The 22,299-nt window shown below is 55.9% G+C and carries 21 protein-coding genes and 1 rRNA gene; 17 read left to right on the top strand and 5 right to left on the bottom strand.

Annotation, left to right across the window (positions count from 1 at the left end):
* A 16S ribosomal RNA gene (locus ACUVOF_RS16860) occupies positions 1-110 on the bottom strand; the annotation flags it as partial.
* 485 nt (positions 111-595) lie between these two features.
* Positions 596-1,795: a tyrosine--tRNA ligase gene (gene tyrS, locus ACUVOF_RS16855; RefSeq protein WP_447045436.1), complete on the bottom strand. Its 1,200-nt coding sequence runs from the start codon at positions 1,793-1,795 to the stop codon at positions 596-598.
* Between the two features lie 142 nt (positions 1,796-1,937).
* Between tyrS and ACUVOF_RS16850 the strand changes: the two genes are divergently transcribed.
* Positions 1,938-3,077 carry an anhydro-N-acetylmuramic acid kinase gene (locus tag ACUVOF_RS16850; RefSeq protein ID WP_447045435.1) on the top strand — a complete coding sequence of 380 codons (1,140 nt, stop codon included), beginning with the start codon at positions 1,938-1,940 and terminating at the stop codon, positions 3,075-3,077.
* A gap of 36 nt (positions 3,078-3,113) precedes the next feature.
* Here ACUVOF_RS16850 and ACUVOF_RS16845 read toward each other — a convergent pair whose 3' ends face one another.
* Entirely contained in the window at positions 3,114-4,157 is a 1,044-nt protein-coding gene (locus ACUVOF_RS16845) for a type IV pilus twitching motility protein PilT (RefSeq protein WP_447045434.1), read from the bottom strand.
* 32 nt (positions 4,158-4,189) lie between these two features.
* Here ACUVOF_RS16845 and ACUVOF_RS16840 point away from each other — a divergent pair, with 32 nt between their 5' ends.
* The 6 genes from ACUVOF_RS16840 to ACUVOF_RS16815 all read left to right on the top strand — a co-directional run bounded on the left by ACUVOF_RS16840 (position 4,190) and on the right by ACUVOF_RS16815 (position 8,871).
* Positions 4,190-4,906: a YggS family pyridoxal phosphate-dependent enzyme gene (locus ACUVOF_RS16840; protein ID WP_447045433.1), complete on the top strand. Its 717-nt coding sequence runs from the start codon at positions 4,190-4,192 to the stop codon at positions 4,904-4,906.
* Between the two features lie 80 nt (positions 4,907-4,986).
* Positions 4,987-5,811 carry a pyrroline-5-carboxylate reductase gene (gene proC, locus ACUVOF_RS16835; RefSeq protein WP_447045432.1) on the top strand — a complete coding sequence of 275 codons (825 nt, stop codon included), beginning with the start codon at positions 4,987-4,989 and terminating at the stop codon, positions 5,809-5,811.
* A gap of 41 nt (positions 5,812-5,852) precedes the next feature.
* Positions 5,853-6,446, top strand: coding sequence for a YggT family protein (locus ACUVOF_RS16830; protein WP_113269719.1), 594 nt, complete (start codon positions 5,853-5,855; stop codon positions 6,444-6,446).
* 114 nt (positions 6,447-6,560) lie between these two features.
* Positions 6,561-7,787 carry a homoserine O-succinyltransferase MetX gene (metX, locus tag ACUVOF_RS16825; protein ID WP_447045431.1) on the top strand — a complete coding sequence of 409 codons (1,227 nt, stop codon included), beginning with the start codon at positions 6,561-6,563 and terminating at the stop codon, positions 7,785-7,787.
* Positions 7,787-8,380: a methionine biosynthesis protein MetW gene (gene metW, locus ACUVOF_RS16820; RefSeq protein WP_447045442.1), complete on the top strand. Its 594-nt coding sequence runs from the start codon at positions 7,787-7,789 to the stop codon at positions 8,378-8,380. Before metX ends, metW begins: the two co-directional genes overlap by 1 nt.
* 41 nt (positions 8,381-8,421) lie before the next feature.
* The gene (locus ACUVOF_RS16815) at positions 8,422-8,871 is read left to right on the top strand and encodes a DUF4426 domain-containing protein (RefSeq protein WP_447045430.1); all 450 of its coding nucleotides are present in this window, start codon (positions 8,422-8,424) and stop codon (positions 8,869-8,871) included.
* Between the two features lie 25 nt (positions 8,872-8,896).
* Here ACUVOF_RS16815 and sfsA read toward each other — a convergent pair whose 3' ends face one another.
* Both sfsA and ACUVOF_RS16805 read right to left on the bottom strand, forming a co-directional pair.
* On the bottom strand, positions 8,897-9,625 hold the full coding sequence (gene sfsA / locus ACUVOF_RS16810) for a DNA/RNA nuclease SfsA (protein WP_447045429.1): 729 nt from the start codon (positions 9,623-9,625) through the stop codon (positions 8,897-8,899).
* Entirely contained in the window at positions 9,625-10,785 is a 1,161-nt protein-coding gene (locus ACUVOF_RS16805; protein WP_447045428.1) for an aminotransferase class I/II-fold pyridoxal phosphate-dependent enzyme, read from the bottom strand. The genes sfsA and ACUVOF_RS16805 overlap by 1 nt, the downstream gene beginning before the upstream one ends.
* Positions 10,786-11,001: 216 nt before the next feature.
* Between ACUVOF_RS16805 and dksA the strand changes: the two genes are divergently transcribed.
* From dksA to panD, 10 genes are all read left to right on the top strand, one after another.
* A complete protein-coding gene (gene dksA, locus ACUVOF_RS16800; protein ID WP_088702211.1) occupies positions 11,002-11,439 on the top strand; it encodes an RNA polymerase-binding protein DksA in 438 nt (145 codons plus the stop codon).
* 125 nt (positions 11,440-11,564) lie between these two features.
* A complete protein-coding gene (gluQRS, locus tag ACUVOF_RS16795) occupies positions 11,565-12,500 on the top strand; it encodes a tRNA glutamyl-Q(34) synthetase GluQRS (RefSeq protein WP_447045427.1) in 936 nt (311 codons plus the stop codon).
* 1 nt (position 12,501) lies between these two features.
* Positions 12,502-12,678: a hypothetical protein gene (locus tag ACUVOF_RS16790; protein ID WP_175540387.1), complete on the top strand. Its 177-nt coding sequence runs from the start codon at positions 12,502-12,504 to the stop codon at positions 12,676-12,678.
* Positions 12,668-15,616: an ATP-binding protein gene (locus ACUVOF_RS16785; RefSeq protein ID WP_447045426.1), complete on the top strand. Its 2,949-nt coding sequence runs from the start codon at positions 12,668-12,670 to the stop codon at positions 15,614-15,616. Before ACUVOF_RS16790 ends, ACUVOF_RS16785 begins: the two co-directional genes overlap by 11 nt.
* Positions 15,594-16,982 (top strand): sigma-54-dependent transcriptional regulator, encoded by a 1,389-nt coding sequence (locus tag ACUVOF_RS16780; RefSeq protein ID WP_447045425.1) that lies wholly within the window; start codon positions 15,594-15,596, stop codon positions 16,980-16,982. Before ACUVOF_RS16785 ends, ACUVOF_RS16780 begins: the two co-directional genes overlap by 23 nt.
* Positions 16,983-17,868: 886 nt before the next feature.
* A complete protein-coding gene (gene pcnB, locus ACUVOF_RS16775) occupies positions 17,869-19,251 on the top strand; it encodes a polynucleotide adenylyltransferase PcnB (protein WP_447045424.1) in 1,383 nt (460 codons plus the stop codon).
* 9 nt (positions 19,252-19,260) lie between these two features.
* Positions 19,261-19,752 carry a 2-amino-4-hydroxy-6-hydroxymethyldihydropteridine diphosphokinase gene (gene folK / locus ACUVOF_RS16770; protein ID WP_447045441.1) on the top strand — a complete coding sequence of 164 codons (492 nt, stop codon included), beginning with the start codon at positions 19,261-19,263 and terminating at the stop codon, positions 19,750-19,752.
* A gap of 186 nt (positions 19,753-19,938) precedes the next feature.
* Positions 19,939-20,730 (top strand): 3-methyl-2-oxobutanoate hydroxymethyltransferase, encoded by a 792-nt coding sequence (panB, locus tag ACUVOF_RS16765; RefSeq protein WP_447045423.1) that lies wholly within the window; start codon positions 19,939-19,941, stop codon positions 20,728-20,730.
* A gap of 83 nt (positions 20,731-20,813) precedes the next feature.
* Complete coding sequence (gene panC, locus ACUVOF_RS16760; protein ID WP_447045422.1) at positions 20,814-21,686, top strand: pantoate--beta-alanine ligase; 873 nt, start codon at positions 20,814-20,816, stop codon at positions 21,684-21,686.
* A 28-nt stretch (positions 21,687-21,714) separates the two neighbouring features.
* Positions 21,715-22,095 carry an aspartate 1-decarboxylase gene (gene panD, locus ACUVOF_RS16755; protein ID WP_447045421.1) on the top strand — a complete coding sequence of 127 codons (381 nt, stop codon included), beginning with the start codon at positions 21,715-21,717 and terminating at the stop codon, positions 22,093-22,095.
* Positions 22,096-22,299: the final 204 nt, after the last annotated feature.

Raw genomic sequence — 22,299 nt, 5'->3', positions numbered from 1 at the left:
TCACCCGTCCGCCGCTCGTCAGCATCCCGAAGGACCTGTTACCGCTCGACTTGCATGTGTTAGGCCTGCCGCCAGCGTTCAATCTGAGCCATGATCAAACTCTTCAGTTTAAAATCATTGTGATCCTTACTCGTCACTCGAAAGTAACAAAAGCGGATCAAACTTGGCTCAAGGTTCAAACGAATTCACTGTGATACCTACCTCACCACGTTACTTAAAAGTAACGACATGAAGAGTATCGTTGTGTTCGCCTGCCTTGATATTTAGTGATTTGTCACTAACATCAGCAAGCGCCCACATGAATTACCTGATCAAATTGTTAAAGAGCTGCTTTCGCTGTCGTAAGCTGCGTAAAGCAACCTGGCCGCCGTTGAACTGGCTTGCCTCAGCGAGGAAGGCGTATTCTACGCACTTCCTGGTGATTGTCAAGGGCGTTGTTTTCGATGTAAACCTGACCACATCAAAAACCGCTAACTACCTGACAAACCGAAGGTTTTCACCTTCATTCACCGCTGGTAACGCTTGGCGTCCCCGGCAGCGGATGCGTACTTTACGGATTCGCTGCCGGGTTGGCAAGGGCTTTTTAGCAGAAAGTTCAAATAAGTGTCACACGAGCGTAACGCTTCTTGCCTGCTTGGATCACGTAGCTCTTACCTGTCGCTAACATGGTGTCCTTAGCCACCACCTCACCGTCGACTTTAACCCGCCCATTCCCCAGCATGTCTTTGGCTTGAGCGCTGTTGTTCGCAAGCTCTGCTCTATTGAGTACCGCAGCAATGGGCGCCTGTGCGCCACCTTCAAAATCCACTGTCACTTCCGGCAAATCTTCGGGCAGTTCGCCATCGGCTAATTGGTTACCCGCGGACTTATGGGCATTAGCTGCCGCTTCGTCACCGTGGTAGCGAGCGATCAACTCACGCGCCAGCTCCATTTTCACATCACGCGGGTTCGCCCCCTGTTCCACGCTCTGCTTCAACGCCTCGATCTCTTCGTTGGATTTCAACGAAAGCAACTCAAAGTAGCGCCACATTAAGCTATCCGGCATGGAGACCAGCTTATTGAACATGGAGCCAGGCGCTTCATCGACGCCAATATAGTTACCCAATGACTTGGACATCTTCTGCACGCCGTCCAACCCTTCCAGCAGCGGCATGGTGATAACCACCTGAGGCTCCTGACCGAAGTGCTTTTGGATTTCGCGACCCATCAATAGATTAAACTTTTGATCGGTACCGCCCAGCTCCACATCGGCTTCAAGCGCGACTGAATCGTAGCCTTGCACCAGCGGGTAGAGAAATTCGTGAATCGCTATTGATTGATTGGCCTTGTAACGCTTTTCAAAGTCATCCCGTTCCAGCATACGTGCAACGGTGCTTTGCGCGGCTAGCTCGATCATTTTGGCGGCGGAGAGCTCACCAAACCACTCGGCATTAAAACGCACCTCGGTTTTTTCTGGATCGAGGATTTTGAACACCTGCTCCTTATAGGTTTCAGCGTTGGCTTTAACGTCCTCTTCGGTGAGCGGTTTGCGCGTCACGTTTTTACCGGTGGGGTCACCAATTCGCCCGGTGAAATCACCAATAAGAAATATGACGGTATGCCCCAGATCCTGAAACTGACGCATTTTGGTCAGCAGGACGCTGTGACCCAGGTGCAGGTCAGGGGCCGTGGGATCAAAACCAGCTTTAATACGCAGCTTACGGCCTGAGGCTAGTTTCTTTTTCAACTCATCCTCAACCAGGATTTCATGCGTACCCCGCGCCAGCAGCGCTAAAGCCTGATCCACCTCACTCATTGCCTCTCTCCACTATATAAGAACCGTCCTGGCCGGACGTCAGGTGTTAAATAGCCGACGATGTTACCATGCCCGTTCGCCTTGGTTGAGCCTTCGTTTAGCTCTGGTTTGATCTTAGCCCCCGCTTTGTACGAGTTCGCTTATGAAAACGCCTACCGCTTCGCCGCTTTACTATATTGGCCTGATGTCGGGTACTAGCCTGGACGGTATCGATGCCGCGCTCATCGCCATCGAAAATGACTTACCGCTGCGCCTACTGGCGACTCACGCCGAGCCAATGCCTCATGGCTTGCGGGAGCTGCTACTGACGCTCTGCCATGCGGAGCAGGTGAGCTTTGCCCAGTTGGCCGCGGCCGAACATGCTTTTTGCCAGTGCCAGGCCCAAGCCGTAAAACAACTACTCACGCCGCTGTCGGTAAAGCCTGAGCAGATTAGCGCTATTGGCAGCCATGGCCAAACCATCGAACATGCCCCTGCAGGGCACGCTGGTGGCCCGGCTTACACACTACAGCTGGATAACCCCAGCCTGTTGGCAGAACTGACTGGCTGCACGGTGGTGGCCGACTTCCGCCGTCGCGACCTCGCTGCTGGCGGCCAGGCCGCGCCGCTGGCACCGGCCTTTCATCAAGCGCTGTTTGGGCGAGCGGACGCGCATCAGTTGGTGCTTAATTTAGGCGGCTTCGCCAATCTCACTTGGCTTTCTAGGCAATCAAGCGACCCAGTGACCGGTTTCGATACCGGGCCCGCCAATGTTTTATTGGATGGCTGGTTTGCCCTGCACCAGGGAGGTCGCTTTGATCAGGACGGCGATTGGGCCGCGAGCGGGAAGGTAGATGAAGCGCTATTGGCTCGACTGCTTGCCGAACCGTTTTTCCAGCAGCCGCCGCCGAGAAGTACGGGGCGTGAGCTATTCCATCTGGATTGGCTTCAACAACACCTCAGCGGCCAGGAAACCGCCGCCGATGTGCAGGCGACGCTGGCTGAACTCACCGCCGTCAGTGTCGCCCAGGGGGTTGAACAACTGCGGATCGATAATGGCCCGCTCACGCTGATTACCGCTGGCGGCGGCGCGCACAACGCGTATTTGATGCAACGCATTGCCTACCACCTCCCTCGCGCTACGCTCACTTCGCCAGCGGCGTACGGCTGGCCTGAAGACTGGATAGAAGCCGGCGCCTTTGCCTGGTTGGCACACCAGCGTCTGCACCACCTGCCTGGCAACCTACCCTCGGTCACCGGCGCGTCAGGGCCGCGAGTGCTGGGTGGTATTTACGCCAGCTAATGAACGAAGCCACTATTCGTGCGTGGCGCACGCAGATTACTCATCGATCGACGAGAGCGTACCTTTTGCCTGCGCCTGGGCATCTTCGATGCTCACTACGCCTTCTTTCACTAACCGCGATAGCGCGGCATCCAACGTTTGCATGCCCAGGCTGCCGCCGGTTTGAATCGCGGAGTACATCTGCGCCACCTTGTCTTCTCGAATGAGATTACGCACTGCTGAGGTGGCAATCAGCACTTCATGCGCCGCCACACGCCCGCCGCCCTGACGTTTAAGCAACGATTGAGACACCACCGCCTGGAGCGATTCCGACAACATCGAGCGCACCATGGCCTTCTCTTCGCCGGGGAAGACATCAATAATACGATCAATGGTTTTTGCCGCCGATGTGGTGTGCAGCGTTCCCAACACCAAATGCCCCGTTTCAGCAGCGGTCAACGCTAGTCGAATCGTTTCCAGGTCACGTAGCTCGCCGACCAGAATGACATCCGGGTCCTCACGCAGTGCACTTCGCAGCGCGTCGGCAAAGCTATGGGTGTCACGGTGCACTTCGCGTTGGTTAATCAAACAGCGCTTACTGGCGTGCACAAACTCAACAGGATCTTCAATGGTAAGAATGTGCTCGTAGCGGTGGTCGTTAATGTAGTCAATCATCGCGGCCAGCGTGGTGCTTTTACCCGAGCCGGTCGGCCCGGTCACCAGCACCAAGCCACGCGGTAGCATTGCCAGGCGCTCAAACACCTCGCCAAGACCTAGGGCCTGCAGGGAGAGCACTTGGCTGGGAATGGTGCGGAATACCGCCCCTGCACCGCGAGCCTGCGTAAATGCGTTAACACGAAAGCGCGCAACGCCGGACACTTCAAAGGAAAAATCAATTTCCAAGTGTTCTTCATAGTCGCGCCGCTGGCTATCGTTCATGATGTCGTAGATCAATTTGCGCACATCGTTATTATCGATAGCGGGCACATTGAGCCGACGAATATCGCCATCAACACGTATCATAGGCGGCAAACCGGCCGAAAGGTGCAAGTCAGAGGCATTCTGCTTTGCCGAAAATGCTAGCAGTTCGGTAATATCCATCTCTCTTCCCAGCTGCGGTAAGGTGCTTGAGTATGACAGACATCGCGCTTAACGAGTCACTCGGCTATTCATACGCTCAGGCGCGTGAACGCCTGCGGAGCGCATTAGAAGACGCGGGGCGTGCCAAAGATGCAGCCAAGCTACTGGCAGTCAGCAAAACCAAGCCAGCAGCAATGGTTCGTCAAGCCTGGCAGCTTGGCCAACGTGAATTTGGTGAAAACTACTTGCAGGAAGCGCTGGAGAAGCAGACTGAACTCGCTGATCTTGATGGCATTGTATGGCATTTCATTGGGCCGCTGCAGTCCAACAAGACTCGTTCGGTGGCCGAGCATTTTGACTGGGTGCACAGCGTTGATCGGCTAAAAATTGCCAAGCGCCTCAGCGAACAGCGGCCCACGCACCTTGCGCCGCTGAATATCTGCCTGCAAGTTAATGTCAGCCGCGAAGAGAGCAAAGCCGGTGTACTGCCGGAGGAAGTAGAGGAATTGGCCAAAGAAGTCGCCGCGCTGCCTAACCTGCACTTGCGCGGCTTAATGGCGATTCCCGCCCCGGCGGAGGGTGTCGACGCTCAGCGCAAGCCATTAGCCGCGCTTCGTGAGAGTTTAACCGCGCTACAGCGCACATTGCCCGACGCGCCTCTTGATACACTCTCAATGGGCATGAGCGACGATTTAGAAGCAGCGGTACTGGAAGGCGCCACGCTGGTAAGATTAGGCACCGCGATTTTTGGCGCCCGTCAAATGCCTTAAGCACATAACGACATGCTGCTAGCAAGTGCAACCCGCACGCTGACTGAGTCAGCTATCACACTTCACTAAAGGACACCTATATGGCGAACAAGATTACCTTTATTGGGGCCGGCAATATGGCCAGCGCCATTATCGGCGGCCTCATCGACAGTGGTGTTGAGCCTTCTACTATTACCGCCACCGCGCCGAACGATAGCGAACTGACATTGATTAAAGAACGCTTAGGCATCAATACCGACACCGATAACAACGCGGCGGTGGCGGACAGCGATGTGGTGGTATTGGCGGTAAAACCGCAAATCATGCGCAGCGTCTGCGAAGCGCTGCGCGACAGCATTCAGCGTCAACAGCCATTGGTTATCTCGATTGCTGCCGGTCTGGACGCTGACACTATCGATCAGTGGCTAGGCGGCCAAAACGCCATGGTGCGCTGCATGCCCAATACACCCTCGCTGGTCGGTTATGGCGCCAGCGGCCTCTACGCCAATGCCCACGTCAGCGATGCCCAGCGTGACGTGGCCACCCAGCTAATGGAAGCGGTCGGCATTGTCGAGTGGGTAGAAGAAGAAGCGCTGTTAGATGCAGTAACCGCCGTTTCTGGCAGTGCCCCGGCCTACTTTTTCCTGATGTTCGAAGCCATGGAAGAGGCCGCGGTCAAACTCGGCTTACCTGCCGCCACCGCACGCCGCCTCGCTATTCAAACCGCAATGGGTGCCGCTACCATGGCCCAGCAAAGTGATAAAGACCCTGCCACGTTGAAACAGAACGTCATGTCACCGGGCGGCACGACAGAACGTGCCATTCAGCATATGGAAGAGGCACAATTACGCACCACCATTGCCGACGCCATGCAGGCCTGCGCTGATCGTGCCCAGGCGATGGCCAAGGAACTAAGCGGCCACTAACACGCAGTCGTTCAGCAACGAATCATCAAGGAGACGAAATAATGGGCAATGAATTGGGCAGTGCAGGGTTAATGCTGGTAAATACCCTGATCAATATTTACCTCTTTTTACTCATGCTGCGCTTTCTGCTGCAAGCGTCAAGGGCCGACTATTACAACCCACTCAGCCAGTCGGTGGTCAAGATTACCCAGCCGTTAGTGGGTCTCTTCCAGGGTTTTTTAGGCCCCGTGGCCGGTCGTTTTGACCTCGCAACGTTAGCAGCGGGCTTTGTATTAAAAATAGTCAGCATTATCGCCATTTTTATGGTGATCGGCGTTGGCATGCCCCCCATTGCGGGACTGTTAATCGCAGGCGTGGCGGCCTTAGCGAACGCGATTTTAAAGATCTACTTCTTCGCTCTAATTGTGATGATCATTCTGAGCTGGGTAGCGCCCAACGCCAGCCACCCAGGCGCGCTGCTTGTGATGCAGTTGGTGGAACCGATTATGGCACCCGTGCGCAGAGTCATCCCGTCGTTGGGCATGATCGACCTTTCACCCATTGTGGTGTTTATTGCCATTAACCTGATTGATGGTTTAGTGGTCGGCTCCCTGATCCGTGCTGCGGGTATTTCTGGCGCACTGGTCGGGCTGTGATGGCAATTGCCAATCTTTTGTTCTAATGAATCCTGTTTCAGTTGATTTAGTTTCAATAGTTCTATTCGACAGGCCTCATTCAGTCGTACTCTTTCAGCAGGACTAACGCCTTCAATGCCTGACTCAGATACGCTTGCGTTTGCAGACCAACCGCCGTCTTCCGTCGGCCTTGTTACGCCACATTTAGCGCGCTTCGACACGCCGCTCTCCCTCGCTTGCGGCAAAGTGCTGCCAGCCTACGAGCTGATTTACGAAACCTACGGTACGCTGAACGTTGATCGCAGCAACGCCGTACTGATTTGCCACGCGCTTTCAGGTCACCATCACGCCGCTGGCTACCATAGCGAGGAAGACCGCAAGCCAGGCTGGTGGGACGCCCATATCGGCCCCGGCAAAGCGATCGATACCAACCGATTTTTTGTTGTGTCGCTAAACAACTTGGGCGGCTGCCACGGCAGTACCGGCCCGGTTAGTCATAACCCGGAAACCGGCCGTCAGTGGGGGCCTGAATTCCCCATGGTGACGGTCAGTGACTGGGTGGTCAGCCAGGCGAGACTTGCCGACCACCTAGGGATTGAGCGCTGGGCCGCTGCGGTAGGTGGCAGCCTGGGGGGCATGCAGGTAATGCAGTGGACGATGACTTACCCCGAGCGGGTCGCCAATGCAGTCGTCATTGCAGCGACACCCCGGCTCTCAGCACAAAATATTGCCTTTAACGAAGTGGCCCGCCAAGCAATTCGTTCAGACCCGGAATTCTTCGATGGCTGGTACGCCGAACACGACACCGTGCCCAAACGCGGGCTTAAGCTCGCGCGCATGGTAGGCCATATCACCTACTTGTCAGAAGACGCCATGGGCAGCAAATTTGGCCGCGACCTGCGTAGCGACGACCTCAACTTCGGTTTCGATGTTGAGTTTCAGGTGGAATCCTATCTGCGTTATCAGGGGGATACATTTTCCGCCGCCTTCGATGCCAACACCTACCTGTTGATGACCAAAGCACTGGACTACTTTGACCCAGCGGCTACCCAAGGCGGTGACTTTGCCAAAGCCCTGGCGCCTGCGCAGTGTCCGTTTTTGATTGTCAGCTTTACTACCGACTGGCGCTTTCCGCCTTCGCGCTCTCGAGAACTGGTCGATGCGCTCACCCGCGCGGGCAAAGCGGTTAGCTACGCCAACATCGACTCCCCCCATGGGCACGATGCTTTCTTACTCTCAGAGCCGCGCTACGACGCCATCTTCAGCGCCTTTATGAACCGCGCTGCCCGCGAGCTTCATCTCGCCGAAACGGGCGGAGATGAAGCGGGTAAAGATAAAGCGAGCCTGGAGGAGATGCCATGATGCGCGCCGATCTTGAACTGATTTATGACTGGGTGCCTGAGGGGGCGCATGTGCTTGATCTCGCCTGTGGCAATGGCGAACTGCTTGAGACTCTTGCGCGCAACAAGGGCGTGACAGGTTATGGCTTAGAGATTGATCACGACGGCATTAATGCCTGCGTGGAACGCGGTGTTAGCGTGATTGAGCACAACCTGGATGACGGTTTAAGCAGCTTTTGTGACAATAGCTATGATCAGGTGATCATGACCCAGGCGCTACAGGCGCTACGCCGTCCGGACAAGATGCTCGATGAAATGCTGCGCGTCGCCGAAGAGGGCATTATCACTTTCCCCAACTTCGCCTACTGGCGTCACCGCGTTCATTTGGGTCTGCGTGGCTATATGCCGGTATCCAAATCGCTGCCCCACGCCTGGTACGACACGCCCAACATCCACCTCTCAACGTTCAACGACTTTGAGCATCTGTGCCGCGAGAAGGGTCTCGTCATTGTTGATCGTGCAGTGGGCGTGGGAGATCATCAAGGGCACTGGAAATCACGGCTTTGGCCCAATCTATTTGGTGAAATTGCCATTTTCCGCGTTCGCCGACGCTAGGCTTAGACATTCAACTTATCGATCATCAAAGGAGCCACGCCATGTTACGTAGATTAATGATCGGTGCCGCTCTTGTCGGCACGCTCTTCGCTACCGCTGCTGCCCACGCTGAGCAGTTCGTCAGCGTGGGCGATTACGAGATTCACTACAGCGCGGTGAACAGCAGTTTTTTAACGCCGGAAGTGGCTCAGGCAAACAACCTCCAGCGAAGCGCTAATCGCGGCCTGGTGAATGTCAGCGTACGGGAGCGCCAGGAGGATGGCAGCACACGTCCTGTTAACGCCAGTGTGCAAGGCCAAGTGAGTGGGTTGACGGGCGTTCAGGAATCGCTCAGTTTTCGCACCGTGCACGACGGTGATGCCACTTACCATCTTGCGCCTTTTACCATGCGCGAAGATGAAAGCATGCGCTTTGAGCTAAGCGTGCGCTATGACCGTAACGCCGCCCCCGAGCCGGTGAACTTTATCCAACGTTTTTATATTGACCGTTAGACCTTAACCTTAGCCGCAAAACACCTTATAACCGCACGGGCAGCTTCCGGGTTAACTGCACTCCCGTCGGGTGCCCCTGCTCTCTCTCTATGGTAATACCGTAGGCCAGCACTTCCACCCCGCTGGCCGATGCTTCTGCCAGGGCTGCAGCATAAATTGCGTCGATATGGGCTGCGGCGGCCACGTCAACAATGCCTTCGTGAGCGACACAAAACAACAGCACCGCCCGTTCGCCTTTCTCCGCCAGTACCCTCAGCGAATGCAGATGCTTGGTACCACGCACGCTGACCGAATCGGGGAAGTAGCCGTGGCCGTCCTGCTCTTTGAGGGTGACCTGCTTCACCTCGATATACGCACGCCCCCGCACAGGATCATCGAGCATAAAATCGAGACGGGCATCGGCCACTTTCACTTCTCGGCGCAAAGTGGCATAGCCTGCCAACGGCGCTAATTCGTCCGCCGCCAGCGCCGCTTCCACGATACGGTTAGCGCGGCCGGTATGCACTGAGGCGAGCGCCACCTGCCCATCAGCCTGTGGCAGCTCGATAAACTCCCAGGTCCAGGCTAGTTTGCGCTTAGGGTTATCGCTGGGTGACAGCCACACTCGGCAGCCCGGCACGTTCACTGCTTTCATTGAGCCGGTATTGGGGCAGTGTGCGACTACCTCGCGGCCATCATCCAAGCGCACATCGGTTAGAAAGCGCTTATAACGCTTGATCAGCGTGCCCGGCACCAGCTCTGGATAGGCCAGCATCACAGCCTGCTCACAAAACGCTCAATCCGCGCCACCGCTTCTTCCAAACGGGCGACATCATTGGTGAAAGCAATCCGCACATGGTGTTCACCGCCGCGTACGGCAAAATCAATGCCGGGGGTAATCGCCACATTTTCTTCCAGCAGCAGGCGCTCGCAGAAGGTCTGGCTATCGCGGCTGTAGCGGGAGATATCCAGCCACAAATAGAACGCCCCTTGGGGTGGTAGATCCGGCGCCAGCCCCAAGCTGGCCAAGCCTTTCAACAGCACCTGACGGCGCTCTTTCAGGGTTTCACGGCGCTGTTCAAGAATATTCCGGCACTCGGGCGTAAACGCCGCCAGCGCTGCATGCTGTGAAGGGGTCGCTGCGGCCAAAAACATGTTTTGCGCCAGCCGCGTTAACGGCTCCACGGCATGCTCAGGTGCCACCAGCCAGCCCAAGCGCCAGCCGGTCATGCCGAAGTATTTTGAGAAGCTGTTGACTACAAAGGCGTTGGCCGAGAGTGAGGTCACCGATAGTGGCGCACCATCGTAGTTGAGCCCCTGATAGATCTCATCGACGATAACCTCGCCTTCGCGCTCAGCAACCGCCGTCAGTACGGCAGAGAGCTGCTGCGCGCTCAACGTGTGGCCGGTAGGGTTAGAGGGCGATGCCAGCATGGCAAGACTCGTCTCCTCGCGCCAGTGCTCGGCGACCAAAGCCGCATCTAACTGCCAACCGCTGTTGCGCCCCACGGTTACCGCATCGATCTCAGCGCCCGCCAATGCCATAAAGTGACGATTGCAGGGGTAGTTCGGGTCAGCCATTAGTACTCGTGAGCCGGTTTCGACCAATAGCTGGCTGGCCAACATCAGTGCCCCCGACGCACCTGGCGTCACCAATATACGCGTAGGATCCACCGTGGCATTAAAGTGCTCAGCATAATGCCCGGCGATCGCCTCGCGAAGTGCGGGTAAGCCCGCTGCGGGAGTGTAGCGAGTATGGCCACTGGTCAGCGCCTGCTGCCCAGCAGCAATAATCGGCTCCGGCGTAGCAAAGTCGGGCTCGCCCACCTCCAAGTGGATCACGTCGTGACCGGCGGCTTCCCGCGCCTGGGCCATTTCCAATAAATGCATGACCCGAAAAGGGGCAACGTGATCGACGCGCGAATTCCAGGCCATAACGGCTCCTTCATCTCATCATTTTAAAAAACCGGGCAAATATTGAAAAACTAACTAAAACATGGCGCTAGTCATATTCAAGGCCCGCCTATCGTAGAAAGCTCGCCATTATGCTTGCAACCCAGTCATTTTTCAGCTAAACAAGCATCCCTTTGGCGTGAGATCGTGACAGTCGCTCATGGTCGATCAGTAGTCACATATGTAAGGGGCAGTCCCATGCCAGTAGCAGAAAAGAAACCGGAAGCGTCCAAGTCCTTCACCCCGTATGAGCCAGCACCGGGCGAAGAGTATATGAACGAGCAGCAGCTAGCACACTTCCGTCAGCTGCTGCTGGATTGGAAACAGGATCTCATGGAAGAGGTGGATCGTACCGTACGCCACCTACAAGAGGATGCTAACAACTACGCCGACCCCGCCGACCGCGCTACCCAGGAAGAGGGTTTCAGCCTGGAGTTACGCACCCGGGATCGTGAGCGTAAACTGCTCAAGAAGATCAACGAAACCATCGATAAAATCGATGATGATGACTACGGCTTTTGCGAAGCCTGCGGTGTCGAAATCGGCATCCGTCGATTGGAAGCTCGCCCGACCGCTACGCTCTGCGTGGATTGCAAGACATTGGCGGAGCTGAAAGAGAAACAGCTTGGCGGCTGAGTTCAGATGGAATGTGATAGCCAAGCACGGGCACCTATGGGTGCCCGTTTTTGTTATCGGCGCTCGCCTGACCTACCCAAGAGGGCGCTACTATCTAGGACAATGCTGACTAGGACAACCCTGATATGCCCCGCTCGTCCCGCTACCGTGGCCGCTTTGCCCCTACCCCCTCGGGTCCGCTGCACTTTGGTTCGCTGGTCGCCGCCTTAGGCAGCTATTTAGACGCCCGTGCGGCCGGTGGGCAATGGCTGGTACGCATAGAAGATATCGACCCACCGCGCTGCCCTCAAGGTGCGGCGAGCACTATCCTACGCCAGCTGGAAACCTTCGGTTTCGAGTGGGACGAAGCGATTATTTGGCAACACACCCGCGGCGATGCTTACCAACAGGCTCTCGACCAGCTTATCCAACTTGGCCTTGCCTACCCCTGCAGCTGTTCGCGCAAGCAGTGGCAGGCGTTTGAGATCTACCCCGGCTGGTGTCGCGAGGGTGTTTGCGATGCGAATAAACCGGTGGCCTGGCGGCTGCGCAGCGACCTTGGCAAGCGCCCGACCTGCTGGCAAGACCGATTGTTCGGCGAACAGCGGTTTGACCCGGCTGAACTGGGCGACGTGGTATTGAAGCGCAAAGATGGCCTATGGGCGTATCAGCTCGCCGTGGTAGTAGATGACGCCGAGCAGCAGATTACCGATGTGGTACGCGGGCTCGATTTGCTCGACAACACCCCTTGGCAGCACCAGCTGCAGAGTGCGCTTCAGTTACCGCAGCCACGCTACCTACACTTGCCGCTCATCGTCACTACCGAGGGCCAAAAGCTCTCGAAGCAAAATCTGGCCCCCGCTTTGAGCGAGAATGAGCAAGGCGTGCGCGGCCAGCTTTTTCAGGCGCTTGAAGCGCTGGATCAAACGCCGCCGCAAGCGCTTGCCACTGAGCCACCAGCGACTCAGTTACACTGGGCGATAGCAAATTGGTCGCTGCAACGATTACGGCCCACGGCTCACCGCCAAACGCCAGCATCAATGCCACCATCGACACCATCTTCAGTACCAACAGGAGATTGATATGTACGTCTATCGCATCATGTTGTTTTTGGTGTTCGGCGGTTACTTGCTCTCACCGCTGCTAATGAACGGCTGGAGTGACCCTGAGTCTGCCTGGTACCGCCCGTTTGCCATCTGGGGCGGTTTGATTGCCTTAACGCTCTGGCTGGAGCAAAAGAGGAAGCTTGATGAACGTTGAGTTAATCGGCGTCCTACTGCTTGGATTAGGCTACTTGGCATTACTGTTTGGCTGTGGCTTTGCAGTGGAACGTGGCTGGGTGCCCGTACGCATTACCCACCACCCGATTGTTTATACCCTTGCGCTGGGTGTTTACGCCAGCGCCTGGGCAGTTTACGGCAGCGTGGAAATGGCCGCCCATGCAGGGTTTGGGTTTCTTGCTTACTATCTGGGCGCAGCAGGGGCATTTTTGCTCGCCCCCGTCCTGCTGGTGCCTATTCAGCGCATCACCCGCACCTATCAGTTGACCTCTCTCGCAGATCTGTTTGCTTTTCGCTTTCGCTCACGGTGGGCGGGTACGCTAGTAACCTTAGTCAGTCTGTTGGCAGTGCTTCCCCTGCTCGGTATTCAAGTACAGACCATGGGCGATGCCATCGATTTTTTGAGCGCCAGCCAAGCGGGGAGCAGCGTTGCTCTGCTTTTTTGTGCGCTGATTGCCATCTTTGCAGTGATGTTTGGCGCACGTCACTCTCAGGCTCATGGCCGCCATGACACCCTGCTCAGCGCCATCGCGTTCGAATCCCTCGTTAAGCTGCTGGCAATGCTCGGGCTCGGCGCGGTGGCACTGTGGATGGTTTTTGACGGCCCTGGCGACCTTCACTTATGGCTGGAAGGCCCCGGCGCTGCTCTTCAGCAACAGACACCCCAGCTTGATCCAGCTCAGTGGCGAACCCTGCTACTGCTGTTTTTCGCCGCGGCCTTTATGATGCCGCACCTGTTTCATATTAGTTTCGCAGAAAGTCTATCGCGGCATACCTTGCTACAAGCCAGCTGGGCGCTGCCGCTATTTTTACTGCTAATGGCGCTGCCCGTACCATTGATCTGGTGGGCGGCTCAATCAGTCAATCCCGACATACCCATCGCGGCCTATGCCGCTTTTCTGATGACAGAACACTGGTGGGTAGGTGCGCTAGCGTTTATCGGCGGACTCGCCGCCGCCAGCGGCACCATGATTATGATCGCCCTGGCATTATCTGGCATGTTGCTCAACCACATTGTGTTGGTGGCTAGGCCGCCAGAGGCACGCAGCGATTTATACGGCTGGCTATTGTGGTTACGTCGTGGGCTGATGGTTGCGGTGATCATTAGCGGCTGGCTGTTTTACCAGTGGGTAGGCCGCCATCACGGCTTAATCGGCTTGGGGTTAGCCGCCTTTGTGGGTATGGCCCAATGTCTGCCCGGCATGCTGGCACTTCTCTATTGGCCGGGCGCAAACCGTAAAGGCATGATTGTTGGCTTGGTCGCGGGCGTCATTGTGTGGTTGTGGGGCCTCTGGGTGCCACTTATGTTCTCCCTGCCTGCGCCATCGCTGCCCTTTACGCCGCTTACTCCCGCCGATGCACCACTGTGGTACAACATCACGCTGCTGTCGTTAACAACCAATATCCTGCTACTGATTGTCATATCGCTGTTTACGCGTACTTCTGAAGGGGAACAATCCGCCGCGGAGGCGTGTTCGGTGGATGCGGTGATCCGTTCCAAGCGCTTTCCGTTAGAAGCCGCGACGGCTAGCGACTTTTCCGCCCACCTGGCCCATGCCCTCGGCGATGAAGCCGCCAGCCGCGAAGTTGCTCGTGCTTTGAAAGCGCTCAACTTAACGCCTCAAGAGCGTCGCCCCTACGCACTGCGCCGTTTACGCGACCGCATCCAGGCCAATCTTTCAGGGTTAATGGGGCCATCCGTGGCTCGGGATATTGTTGACCGCTACCTTCCCTACCGCCACGACAACACCCCTGAAACCGACGACATCCACTTTGTCGAGAGCCGCTTGGAAGCCTACCGCTCGCGGCTCACCGGGCTAGCCCGGGAACTTGATGGCTTACGCCGCCACCATCGCCAAACGCTGGCTTATTTGCCTGTAGGGCTATGCGTATTGGGCGATGATGATGAGCTGCTGATGTGGAACCAAGCACTCTCACAGCTCTCGGGGATCAGCGGTGAAAGCGTCATCGGCTCGCGCCGCGACAGCCTACCCGCTCCCTGGCCCAGCCTGCTGGGCAGCGTAATAGAGGCCACGTCAACGCCGCTCTATAAACAGGCCGTTACGCTGCACGGCAAGGACTACTTTCTGACCCTGCACAAAGCGATTCTCAGTGGCCATGACAGCCGCGGCGGTAGTGTCATCCTGATTGAAGACCATACCGAAATGAAGTGGCTGGAAGACGAGCTGGTGCATGCAGCGCGCCTCGCCTCAATTGGTCAACTAGCTGCCGGGGTTGCCCATGAAATCGGCAACCCGATTACCGGCATCTCGTCACTGGCGCAAAATTTACGCTACGACACCAACGATCCGGCGCTGCTGGAAACCGCTGACCAAATACAGCAACTCACTCAGCGAGTCACCAAAATCGTCAACTCACTGGTTGGCTTTGCCCACGGTGGCCGTCAAACGGTGCCACTCCCCAGCTCCCCCGTTGCGCTTGCATCGATAAGCGAAGATGCCTTGCACTTGATCCACCTAGCCCGCTCGGGAGAGGATGTTACTTTAACGTATGCTATACCCGATAATCTGGTGGTACGTGGCGATGCTCAACGGTTAACCCAGGTGATGGTTAACCTACTCAGCAATGCCAGAGATGCTTGCGGCCCAGGTGGGCAAGTGCACATTGACGCAGGCTGCCATGAGCAACTTGCCTGGTGGCGGATAACCGACAATGGCCAGGGCATCGATCCAAAAGTACGTGATCACTTATTTGAACCCTTTACCACCACCAAACCAGCAGGCGAAGGCACCGGTCTCGGCCTTTCACTGGCTTATCAAATTATCGCCGAGCACCAGGGTAAAATAGAGGTGGCCTCACCACCGCCCGGACAGCCTCGCGGCACTGCCATTACTTTATGGCTGCCGCTTTACCAACAGGATGATCAGCTAACCCATGCCCAGGATTCTGATTGTTGAAGATGAAGCGATTATTCGCAGCGCGTTAAAGCGGCTGCTGGAACGTCACGACTACACGGTCAGCGAAGCCGGCAATGCGGAGGAGGCGTGCCAGCTTGAACTTACAGGGTTCGATCTCATTATCAGCGACCTACGCCTACCCGGCGAGCCAGGTACATCTCTGATTGCCGCTGCGACACCCGTGCCGGTATTGATCATGACCAGCTATGCAAGCATGCGCTCGGCGGTAGATGCGTTAAAACAGGGCGCGGTGGATTATGTCGCCAAGCCGTTTGACCACGCCGAACTGCTGGAAACCGTTGAGCGGATCCTACATAAGCAGTCGATGCAGCAAAGCCCGCCGCCGGATATCACTGACGCAGGCGGCGGACGCCAGACCATGATCGGCAACTGCGTTGCCATGCAGCAGGTGTACACCCGCATTCGTAAAACCGCGCCAGCAGATGTCACCGTATTGATTCTAGGCGAGTCGGGCACTGGCAAAGAACTCGTGGCGCGCGCCATTCACCAGCAGAGTAAGCGCGCTAAAGCACCACTGATCAGCGTAAACTGCGCGGCAATTCCCGAAACACTGATCGAATCCGAGCTGTTCGGCCATGAAAAAGGCGCCTTTACCGGCGCTAGCGCAGCACGCACAGGCTTGGTGGAAGCTGCCGATGGCGGCACGCTATTTTTGGATGAAATTGGTGAACTGCCGCTGGATGCCCAGGCGCGCCTGTTACGTGTGCTGCAAGAGGGGGAAATCCGTAAAATTGGTTCGGTAGAAACCCGCCACGTTAATGTCCGCTTAATTGCCGCCACCCACCGTGACCTACGCGCGCTCTCAAAAACCGGCGAGTTCCGCCTCGACCTTTACTACCGCCTGAATGTCATGCAGATCGAGTTGCCCCCCCTGCGCGAGCGTGAGGAGGACGTCCTTGAGATTGCCGATATTCTGCTCGACAAGGCGTGTAAACGTCATGAGCGCACGGGCCTGCGCCTATCCCGAGCGGCCCGCCAGGACCTGCGTGATTACCCTTGGCCGGGCAATGTTCGTGAGCTGGAGAACGCCCTTGAACGCGGGGTCATTCTTGCCGAGGGGCATCTCATCCATCCGGATGACTTAGGTTTAACGCCAACGCCGGCTCGTCCCCATTCCCCTTCCGCCAGCACCTCAGTGCTCAGCGGCGGCGTAGATAAAACCGCTGAAGAGAATGAAGATGACCTCTCTTTGGAAGATTACTTTCAGCACTTTGTGCTCGAGCACCAAGATCAAATGAGTGAAACCGAGCTGGCGCAAAAGCTCGGTATTAGCCGGAAAAACCTCTGGGAACGGCGCCAGCGGCTAGGCATCCCGCGCAAAAAAACTGCCCGCCGCCCAGGCTAATGGCCTGGTATCGGCTCGGCAGCTGCCATCTAAGACCATCGTCTAATATGCTGATTTAAATGGCAATTACCCTCTTCTTCGCGGCTATAAAACTGTTACCTTCCCACTCAACGGCGTGCACAAACGGACGCAAAAGGGGTAACACTTTTCAGACTAAAAAATTCCTCTACTTTTTTTAAAATGCCAACCACCTGAAATTTATGGTTTATCTAACAGGTGGCACAGCGCCTGCAATATTACTGAGTAAGAAAAACAAAATGGGCATAGCGGTAGGTCACTAACAAAAACAACATGACCCGCCCTAACCTGAGCCACAATAAAAACAACAGGGCCAGGTAGAGATAACGGTACCAATAAAAACAACAGGCTTGAGTCTCATTACTTGCTGGCGCAGGCAACACAGGCGCTGACAACAATAATAAAGAGTGTAAGTAGCCCGAAAGGACGCGACGTATACAAGACTTGCATCCTAACAACAACAATAGCAGTCAATGTGTACACCCCGGCGCCAATAATAATTTCCCGGGGGGAGAAAAGTTCGCGGTTGGATTATTGTTTTGAATACGAGGCGGTCGGAACCATCGTGATCCTTACGCCTACCGACTGCGGTGCGTATTCAGGGCGATGTGCCATCATGAAGAAAAACAGCAGCATGGACGCTGATTTGCTGCTTAATAGGGGAGGCTCTCTTAGCCTCCCTTTTCCGTGTCTGGGGCTTGCGTTATCCACGCAAGCGCCAAGCGCTTTGCAAACCGCTCTTTGCAAGCCCCTCTTTGCAAGACATAGAGGGTCGGCTACACTCAGCCACTAACTGTTTATGTTCAGTACTCGTTTGAAGTGCTTAATAATGACTATTTTTTCGTACCCTGCGAGTTGAAATTATCGCATGTTTAAAGGATTTACCCGTTTCCTACACAGCCCGGGGGAGCAATTGAAGACCTTGCTCGATCCCCAAGAGAGCACTACCAACGCACTCTCTCCACGTAACATCCCTCGGTCCGAGCACCCTGTTTCTCGCCAACATATTAGCGATGCTGCTCTAAAAGTGCTTTATCGCCTCAGTGGCGCAGGTTACGACGCTTACTTGGTGGGCGGCTGCATTCGCGATGCACTGCTTGGCAAGATGCCCAAGGACTTCGACGTTGCCACCAACGCCACTCCCGAGCAGGTACGCGATCTGTTTCGTAACTCGCGACTGATCGGCCGCCGTTTTCGGATTGTCCATGTGCGCTTTGGCCGCGAGGTCATCGAGGTCACCACCTTCCGTGGCAAACCCCAAGACGAGCATGGCGATCACATTGCCCACCAGTCCGATGAAGGGTTACTGCTGCGCGACAATGTATGGGGCAATATCGAAGAGGATGCGTTGCGTCGCGACTTCACCGTTAATGCCCTCTACTACAATATTGCCGACTTCAGCATCACCGATTTTGCCAATGGTGCGAAGGACATTGAAACGCGCACCCTGCGTTTAATTGGCGACCCGGCGACGCGTTATCGCGAAGACCCCGTCCGGATGCTCCGGGCGGTGCGCTTTGCAGCCAAGCTGGACTTCACGCTAGCCCCTGCCACCGAAGCGACGATGTACGATCAGGCGCCGCTGCTGCTGCAGATACCGCCAGCGCGGCTATTCGATGAAGTACTCAAGCTGTTTATGTCGGGCCACGGTTTGGTGACCTTTCGTATGCTGAGCCACTACGGTCTATTCGGCATGCTGTTCCCTGAAGCAGAAGAAGCCATGGCCGATGCCGCCTGGGCAGAAGAGCTAATCGAGCAAGCGCTTACCAATACCGACAAACGCATTGCCGAAGAGCGCCCGGTCACTCCGGCCTTCCTGCTGGCAGCATTTTTGTGGGCGCCGGTTAAACAACGCCAGGAAGAGCTGGAGCAAGAGGGCATGCCGGCTATTCCTGCCTTGCAAGCCGCCGCTCAGCAAGTGGTCTCTCGTCAGTTAGAATTCACATCAATTCCCAAGCGCTTTGGTATTCCCATGCGGGAAATTTGGGAACTGCAGCAGCGGCTGCCTCAACGGCGTGGTAAAAAAGCCTTTCAAACTCGTGAGCATCCACGCTTTCGGGCGGGATATGACTTACTCCTGCTACGTGAGCAAGCGGGCGAGATACCGCGCGGTTTGGGCGACTGGTGGACCGCCTTTCAGCGCGGTGATGAGCACGAGCAGCGTCGCTTGCTGCAAAAAGTTGGCGGTGACCCTGCGAGCCAAGGCGATGGACGTCGCAAACGGCGGCGTAAGCCGCGTGCGACAGAATAGCGAGACCCAATAGTGGCATTTCAACTTGCCTATATTGGCCTTGGCAGCAATCTTGAGTCACCCGTTGAGCAAGTTCGTCAAGCCCTGAACGAGCTTGCCACACTGCCGTTGAGTCGATTGACAGCAGCGTCATCACTCTATGTTAGTCGTCCTGTCGGGCCGCAGGATCAACCGGACTTTATCAATGCCGTGGCAGCGCTGGAAACGCGCCTTTCTCCATTGGCCCTGCTTGACCAACTTCAGGCCCTGGAACAACAGCATCGCCGCCGCCGTCAGCGTCACTGGGGGCCCCGCACGCTCGACCTTGACCTGCTGCTCTACGCTAATGACCAGATTAATTCGTCGCGTTTGCGCGTACCACACCCGCAAATGACTGCCCGGGCCTTTGTACTAGTCCCCCTCTCAGAGATCGCCCCCTCTCTCAATTTTCTCCACCAGCCGCTATCTGCATGGCTTGAACGTGTTGAGAATCATGGCTTGGAACGCCTACCCGACGCCTAGTGTGCAGCTAACGCTACCATTTGACACAAATCTCGACACCGACCACCCATTCAGGTAACAATTGCCGGTTACGCCATACACAATAATGGTCGGCTGCCTCGGGTATGTCTGAAAATTCAATAAGCGCAGCACGTTTCAAGCATAGCCTTTGTCGTATCGGCCTTACGTAGAACACGAGAGTACGCCATGAAAACCGTCACCCTAAGCACGCTGCAAGCCTACAAGCAGGCTGGTGAGACATTCAGTTGCCTGACCGCCTACGACGCCTCCTTTGCGCATGCGGCAAGCCAGGCAGGCATTGATGTATTATTGGTCGGCGATTCACTGGGCATGGTGCTACAAGGCCATAACAGTACCTTACCCGTCACTATCGAAGACATCGCCTACCACACCCGCTGCGCGGCACGTGGCAAAGGCCATAGCCTATTGATGGTTGACTTGCCGTTTATGAGCAACGCCACCACCGAGCGCATGCTGGAAGATGCGGGCGTCGTAATGCGTGCAGGGGCGGAACTGGTTAAGCTGGAAGGCGAAGCATGGATGGCCGATGGCATTCGAGAACTGACCCGCCGCGGCGTACCCGTCTGCGCCCATCTGGGCTTAACCCCCCAAACGGTGCATCAGTTAGGCGGTTATAAAGTGCAAGGGCGTGACGCCGCTCACGCCGAACGGATCATTAACGATGCTAAAGTTTTGGTCGACGCAGGCGCCTCGGTGATTCTGCTCGAATGCGTCCCTACCAGCCTGGGCAAAGCAGTAACCGAAGCGCTGGATGTGCCGGTGATCGGCATTGGCGCTGGCCCCGATACCGATGGTCAGATTCTGGTCATGCACGATGTGCTCGGCATCACCCATGGTCGTACGCCGCGCTTCGTCAAAAACTTTATGACCGACGCAGACAACATTCAAGCAGCCTTCGAGCTTTACCATAACGCCGTTAAAAACCGCACCTTCCCGGCCCAAGAACACTGTTTTTGAAAACGGTTTCTAAGGATTGGTTTAAAAGACAGTTTCGCACGGCTCGCCTATCCGCCGCCCTTTAACATTACCTTGAAACGATTATGCGCACTTTGCGAGAAATTGATCAGCTACGCAGTACGCTGCAGGAACACCGCCAGCGCGGTCAGCGCATTGCCTTGGTGCCCACCATGGGTAACCTCCATGCCGGGCATCTAGCACTGGTGGCCTGCGCGCGCCAGCACGCCGATATCGTAGTCTCAAGCCTGTTTGTAAACCCGATGCAGTTCGGCCCAGGGGAAGATTTAGACGGATATCCGCGTACCTTTGATGCCGACCAAGCGCAGTTAACCGACGCCGGCTGTGATGTTCTGTTCGCGCCTGCCGTGAGCACGCTCTACCCAAACGGGTTAAATGCTCAGACTCGCGTCCATGTCCCCACTGTCGGTGAGGGACTATGTGGCGGTTCACGCCCAGGTCACTTCGACGGTGTTTCCACCGTGGTCAGCATGCTGTTCAACCTGGTGCAGCCAGACGTCGCCTGCTTTGGGGAAAAGGATTACCAACAGCTTGCCGTCATTCGTAAGCTGGTAAGCGACCTGCACATGCCGGTCGAGATCATCGGTGTGCCTATCGTTCGTGCTGAGGATGGCTTGGCGCTGTCTTCACGCAATGGCTATTTGAATAGCGAGGAAAGGGCTAAAGCTCCCGCGTTGTATCACACACTATGTACCCTGCGTAGCGCCCTGGAGCGCGGCGAGTCTATCGAAAAGGTACTACACCAGGGCAGAGCCACGCTGTATGATGCGGGCTTTACACCAGATTACCTAGAGCTGCGCGATACCATGCTCGGCCCAGTTAGCTCTGCAACGCGCCAAGCGATACTGCTGGCGGCTGCCAAGCTCGGCCCTGCGCGGCTAATTGATAACCTCCCTGTTCAACTCCCGGCTAGCAATGTCAGTGGTAACAGAGAATAACCAAACAACGGGTCATAAAGGAATTCACATGCATACCATTATGCTCAAAGCCAAGCTGCACATGGCACGCGTTACTCATGCAGTACTCAACTATGAAGGCTCCTGCGCCATCGACGGTGAACTACTCGATCTAGCGGGTATTCGTGAAAACGAACAGATTCAAATTTATAACGTCGAAAACGGAGAACGCTTCACCACTTATGCCATTCGCGGTGAGGAGGGCTCTAAACTGATCTCCATCAATGGCGCCGCTGCCCATCTCGCTGCACCGGGTCATCGCATCATTATTTGCAGCTACGCCCACTACTCTAATACCGAACTGGAAACCCATCAGCCTGCGCTGGTGTATCTCCAGGAAGGCAACCACGTCAGCCACACCAGCAATATTATCCCCGTCCAGTTAGCGTAGTCTTAGCGTATCTAACCCTTTTCGATGACGGGCCACATGTTGGCCCGTTTTTATTTGCCTATAAATGCGTATTGCCGCAAAGCACCCCCTTCCCCTATGCTGAAGAGACGGCTGACAGAGTACGAATAAAAGAGTACGGCTGACAGAGTACGCCTATCGGGCATCTGGCTTCAGACTGTCTGTTATTTATTCCAGGAGTCATCT

Source organism: Vreelandella sp. H-I2 (assembly GCF_052959335.1).
The sequence above is the reverse complement of the archived record's forward strand: the minus strand, read 5'-3'. Positions and strand labels throughout refer to the sequence as shown.

What these genes read in the sequence shown, in the direction of transcription:
- tyrS (WP_447045436.1), bottom strand. Translation starts at nt 1,795, where the DNA reads ATGAGTGAGGTGGATCAGGCTTTAGCGCTGCTGGCGCGGGGTACGCAT.
- ACUVOF_RS16850 (WP_447045435.1), top strand. Translation starts at nt 1,938, where the DNA reads ATGAAAACGCCTACCGCTTCGCCGCTTTACTATATTGGCCTGATGTCG.
- ACUVOF_RS16845 (WP_447045434.1), bottom strand. Translation starts at nt 4,157, where the DNA reads ATGGATATTACCGAACTGCTAGCATTTTCGGCAAAGCAGAATGCCTCT.
- ACUVOF_RS16840 (WP_447045433.1), top strand. Translation starts at nt 4,190, where the DNA reads ATGACAGACATCGCGCTTAACGAGTCACTCGGCTATTCATACGCTCAG.
- proC (WP_447045432.1), top strand. Translation starts at nt 4,987, where the DNA reads ATGGCGAACAAGATTACCTTTATTGGGGCCGGCAATATGGCCAGCGCC.
- ACUVOF_RS16830 (WP_113269719.1), top strand. Translation starts at nt 5,853, where the DNA reads ATGGGCAATGAATTGGGCAGTGCAGGGTTAATGCTGGTAAATACCCTG.
- metX (WP_447045431.1), top strand. Translation starts at nt 6,561, where the DNA reads ATGCCTGACTCAGATACGCTTGCGTTTGCAGACCAACCGCCGTCTTCC.
- metW (WP_447045442.1), top strand. Translation starts at nt 7,787, where the DNA reads ATGCGCGCCGATCTTGAACTGATTTATGACTGGGTGCCTGAGGGGGCG.
- ACUVOF_RS16815 (WP_447045430.1), top strand. Translation starts at nt 8,422, where the DNA reads ATGTTACGTAGATTAATGATCGGTGCCGCTCTTGTCGGCACGCTCTTC.
- sfsA (WP_447045429.1), bottom strand. Translation starts at nt 9,625, where the DNA reads ATGCTGGCCTATCCAGAGCTGGTGCCGGGCACGCTGATCAAGCGTTAT.
- ACUVOF_RS16805 (WP_447045428.1), bottom strand. Translation starts at nt 10,785, where the DNA reads ATGGCCTGGAATTCGCGCGTCGATCACGTTGCCCCTTTTCGGGTCATG.
- dksA (WP_088702211.1), top strand. Translation starts at nt 11,002, where the DNA reads ATGCCAGTAGCAGAAAAGAAACCGGAAGCGTCCAAGTCCTTCACCCCG.
- gluQRS (WP_447045427.1), top strand. Translation starts at nt 11,565, where the DNA reads ATGCCCCGCTCGTCCCGCTACCGTGGCCGCTTTGCCCCTACCCCCTCG.
- ACUVOF_RS16790 (WP_175540387.1), top strand. Translation starts at nt 12,502, where the DNA reads ATGTACGTCTATCGCATCATGTTGTTTTTGGTGTTCGGCGGTTACTTG.
- ACUVOF_RS16785 (WP_447045426.1), top strand. Translation starts at nt 12,668, where the DNA reads ATGAACGTTGAGTTAATCGGCGTCCTACTGCTTGGATTAGGCTACTTG.
- ACUVOF_RS16780 (WP_447045425.1), top strand. Translation starts at nt 15,594, where the DNA reads ATGCCCAGGATTCTGATTGTTGAAGATGAAGCGATTATTCGCAGCGCG.
- pcnB (WP_447045424.1), top strand. Translation starts at nt 17,869, where the DNA reads ATGTTTAAAGGATTTACCCGTTTCCTACACAGCCCGGGGGAGCAATTG.
- panB (WP_447045423.1), top strand. Translation starts at nt 19,939, where the DNA reads ATGAAAACCGTCACCCTAAGCACGCTGCAAGCCTACAAGCAGGCTGGT.
- panC (WP_447045422.1), top strand. Translation starts at nt 20,814, where the DNA reads ATGCGCACTTTGCGAGAAATTGATCAGCTACGCAGTACGCTGCAGGAA.
- panD (WP_447045421.1), top strand. Translation starts at nt 21,715, where the DNA reads ATGCATACCATTATGCTCAAAGCCAAGCTGCACATGGCACGCGTTACT.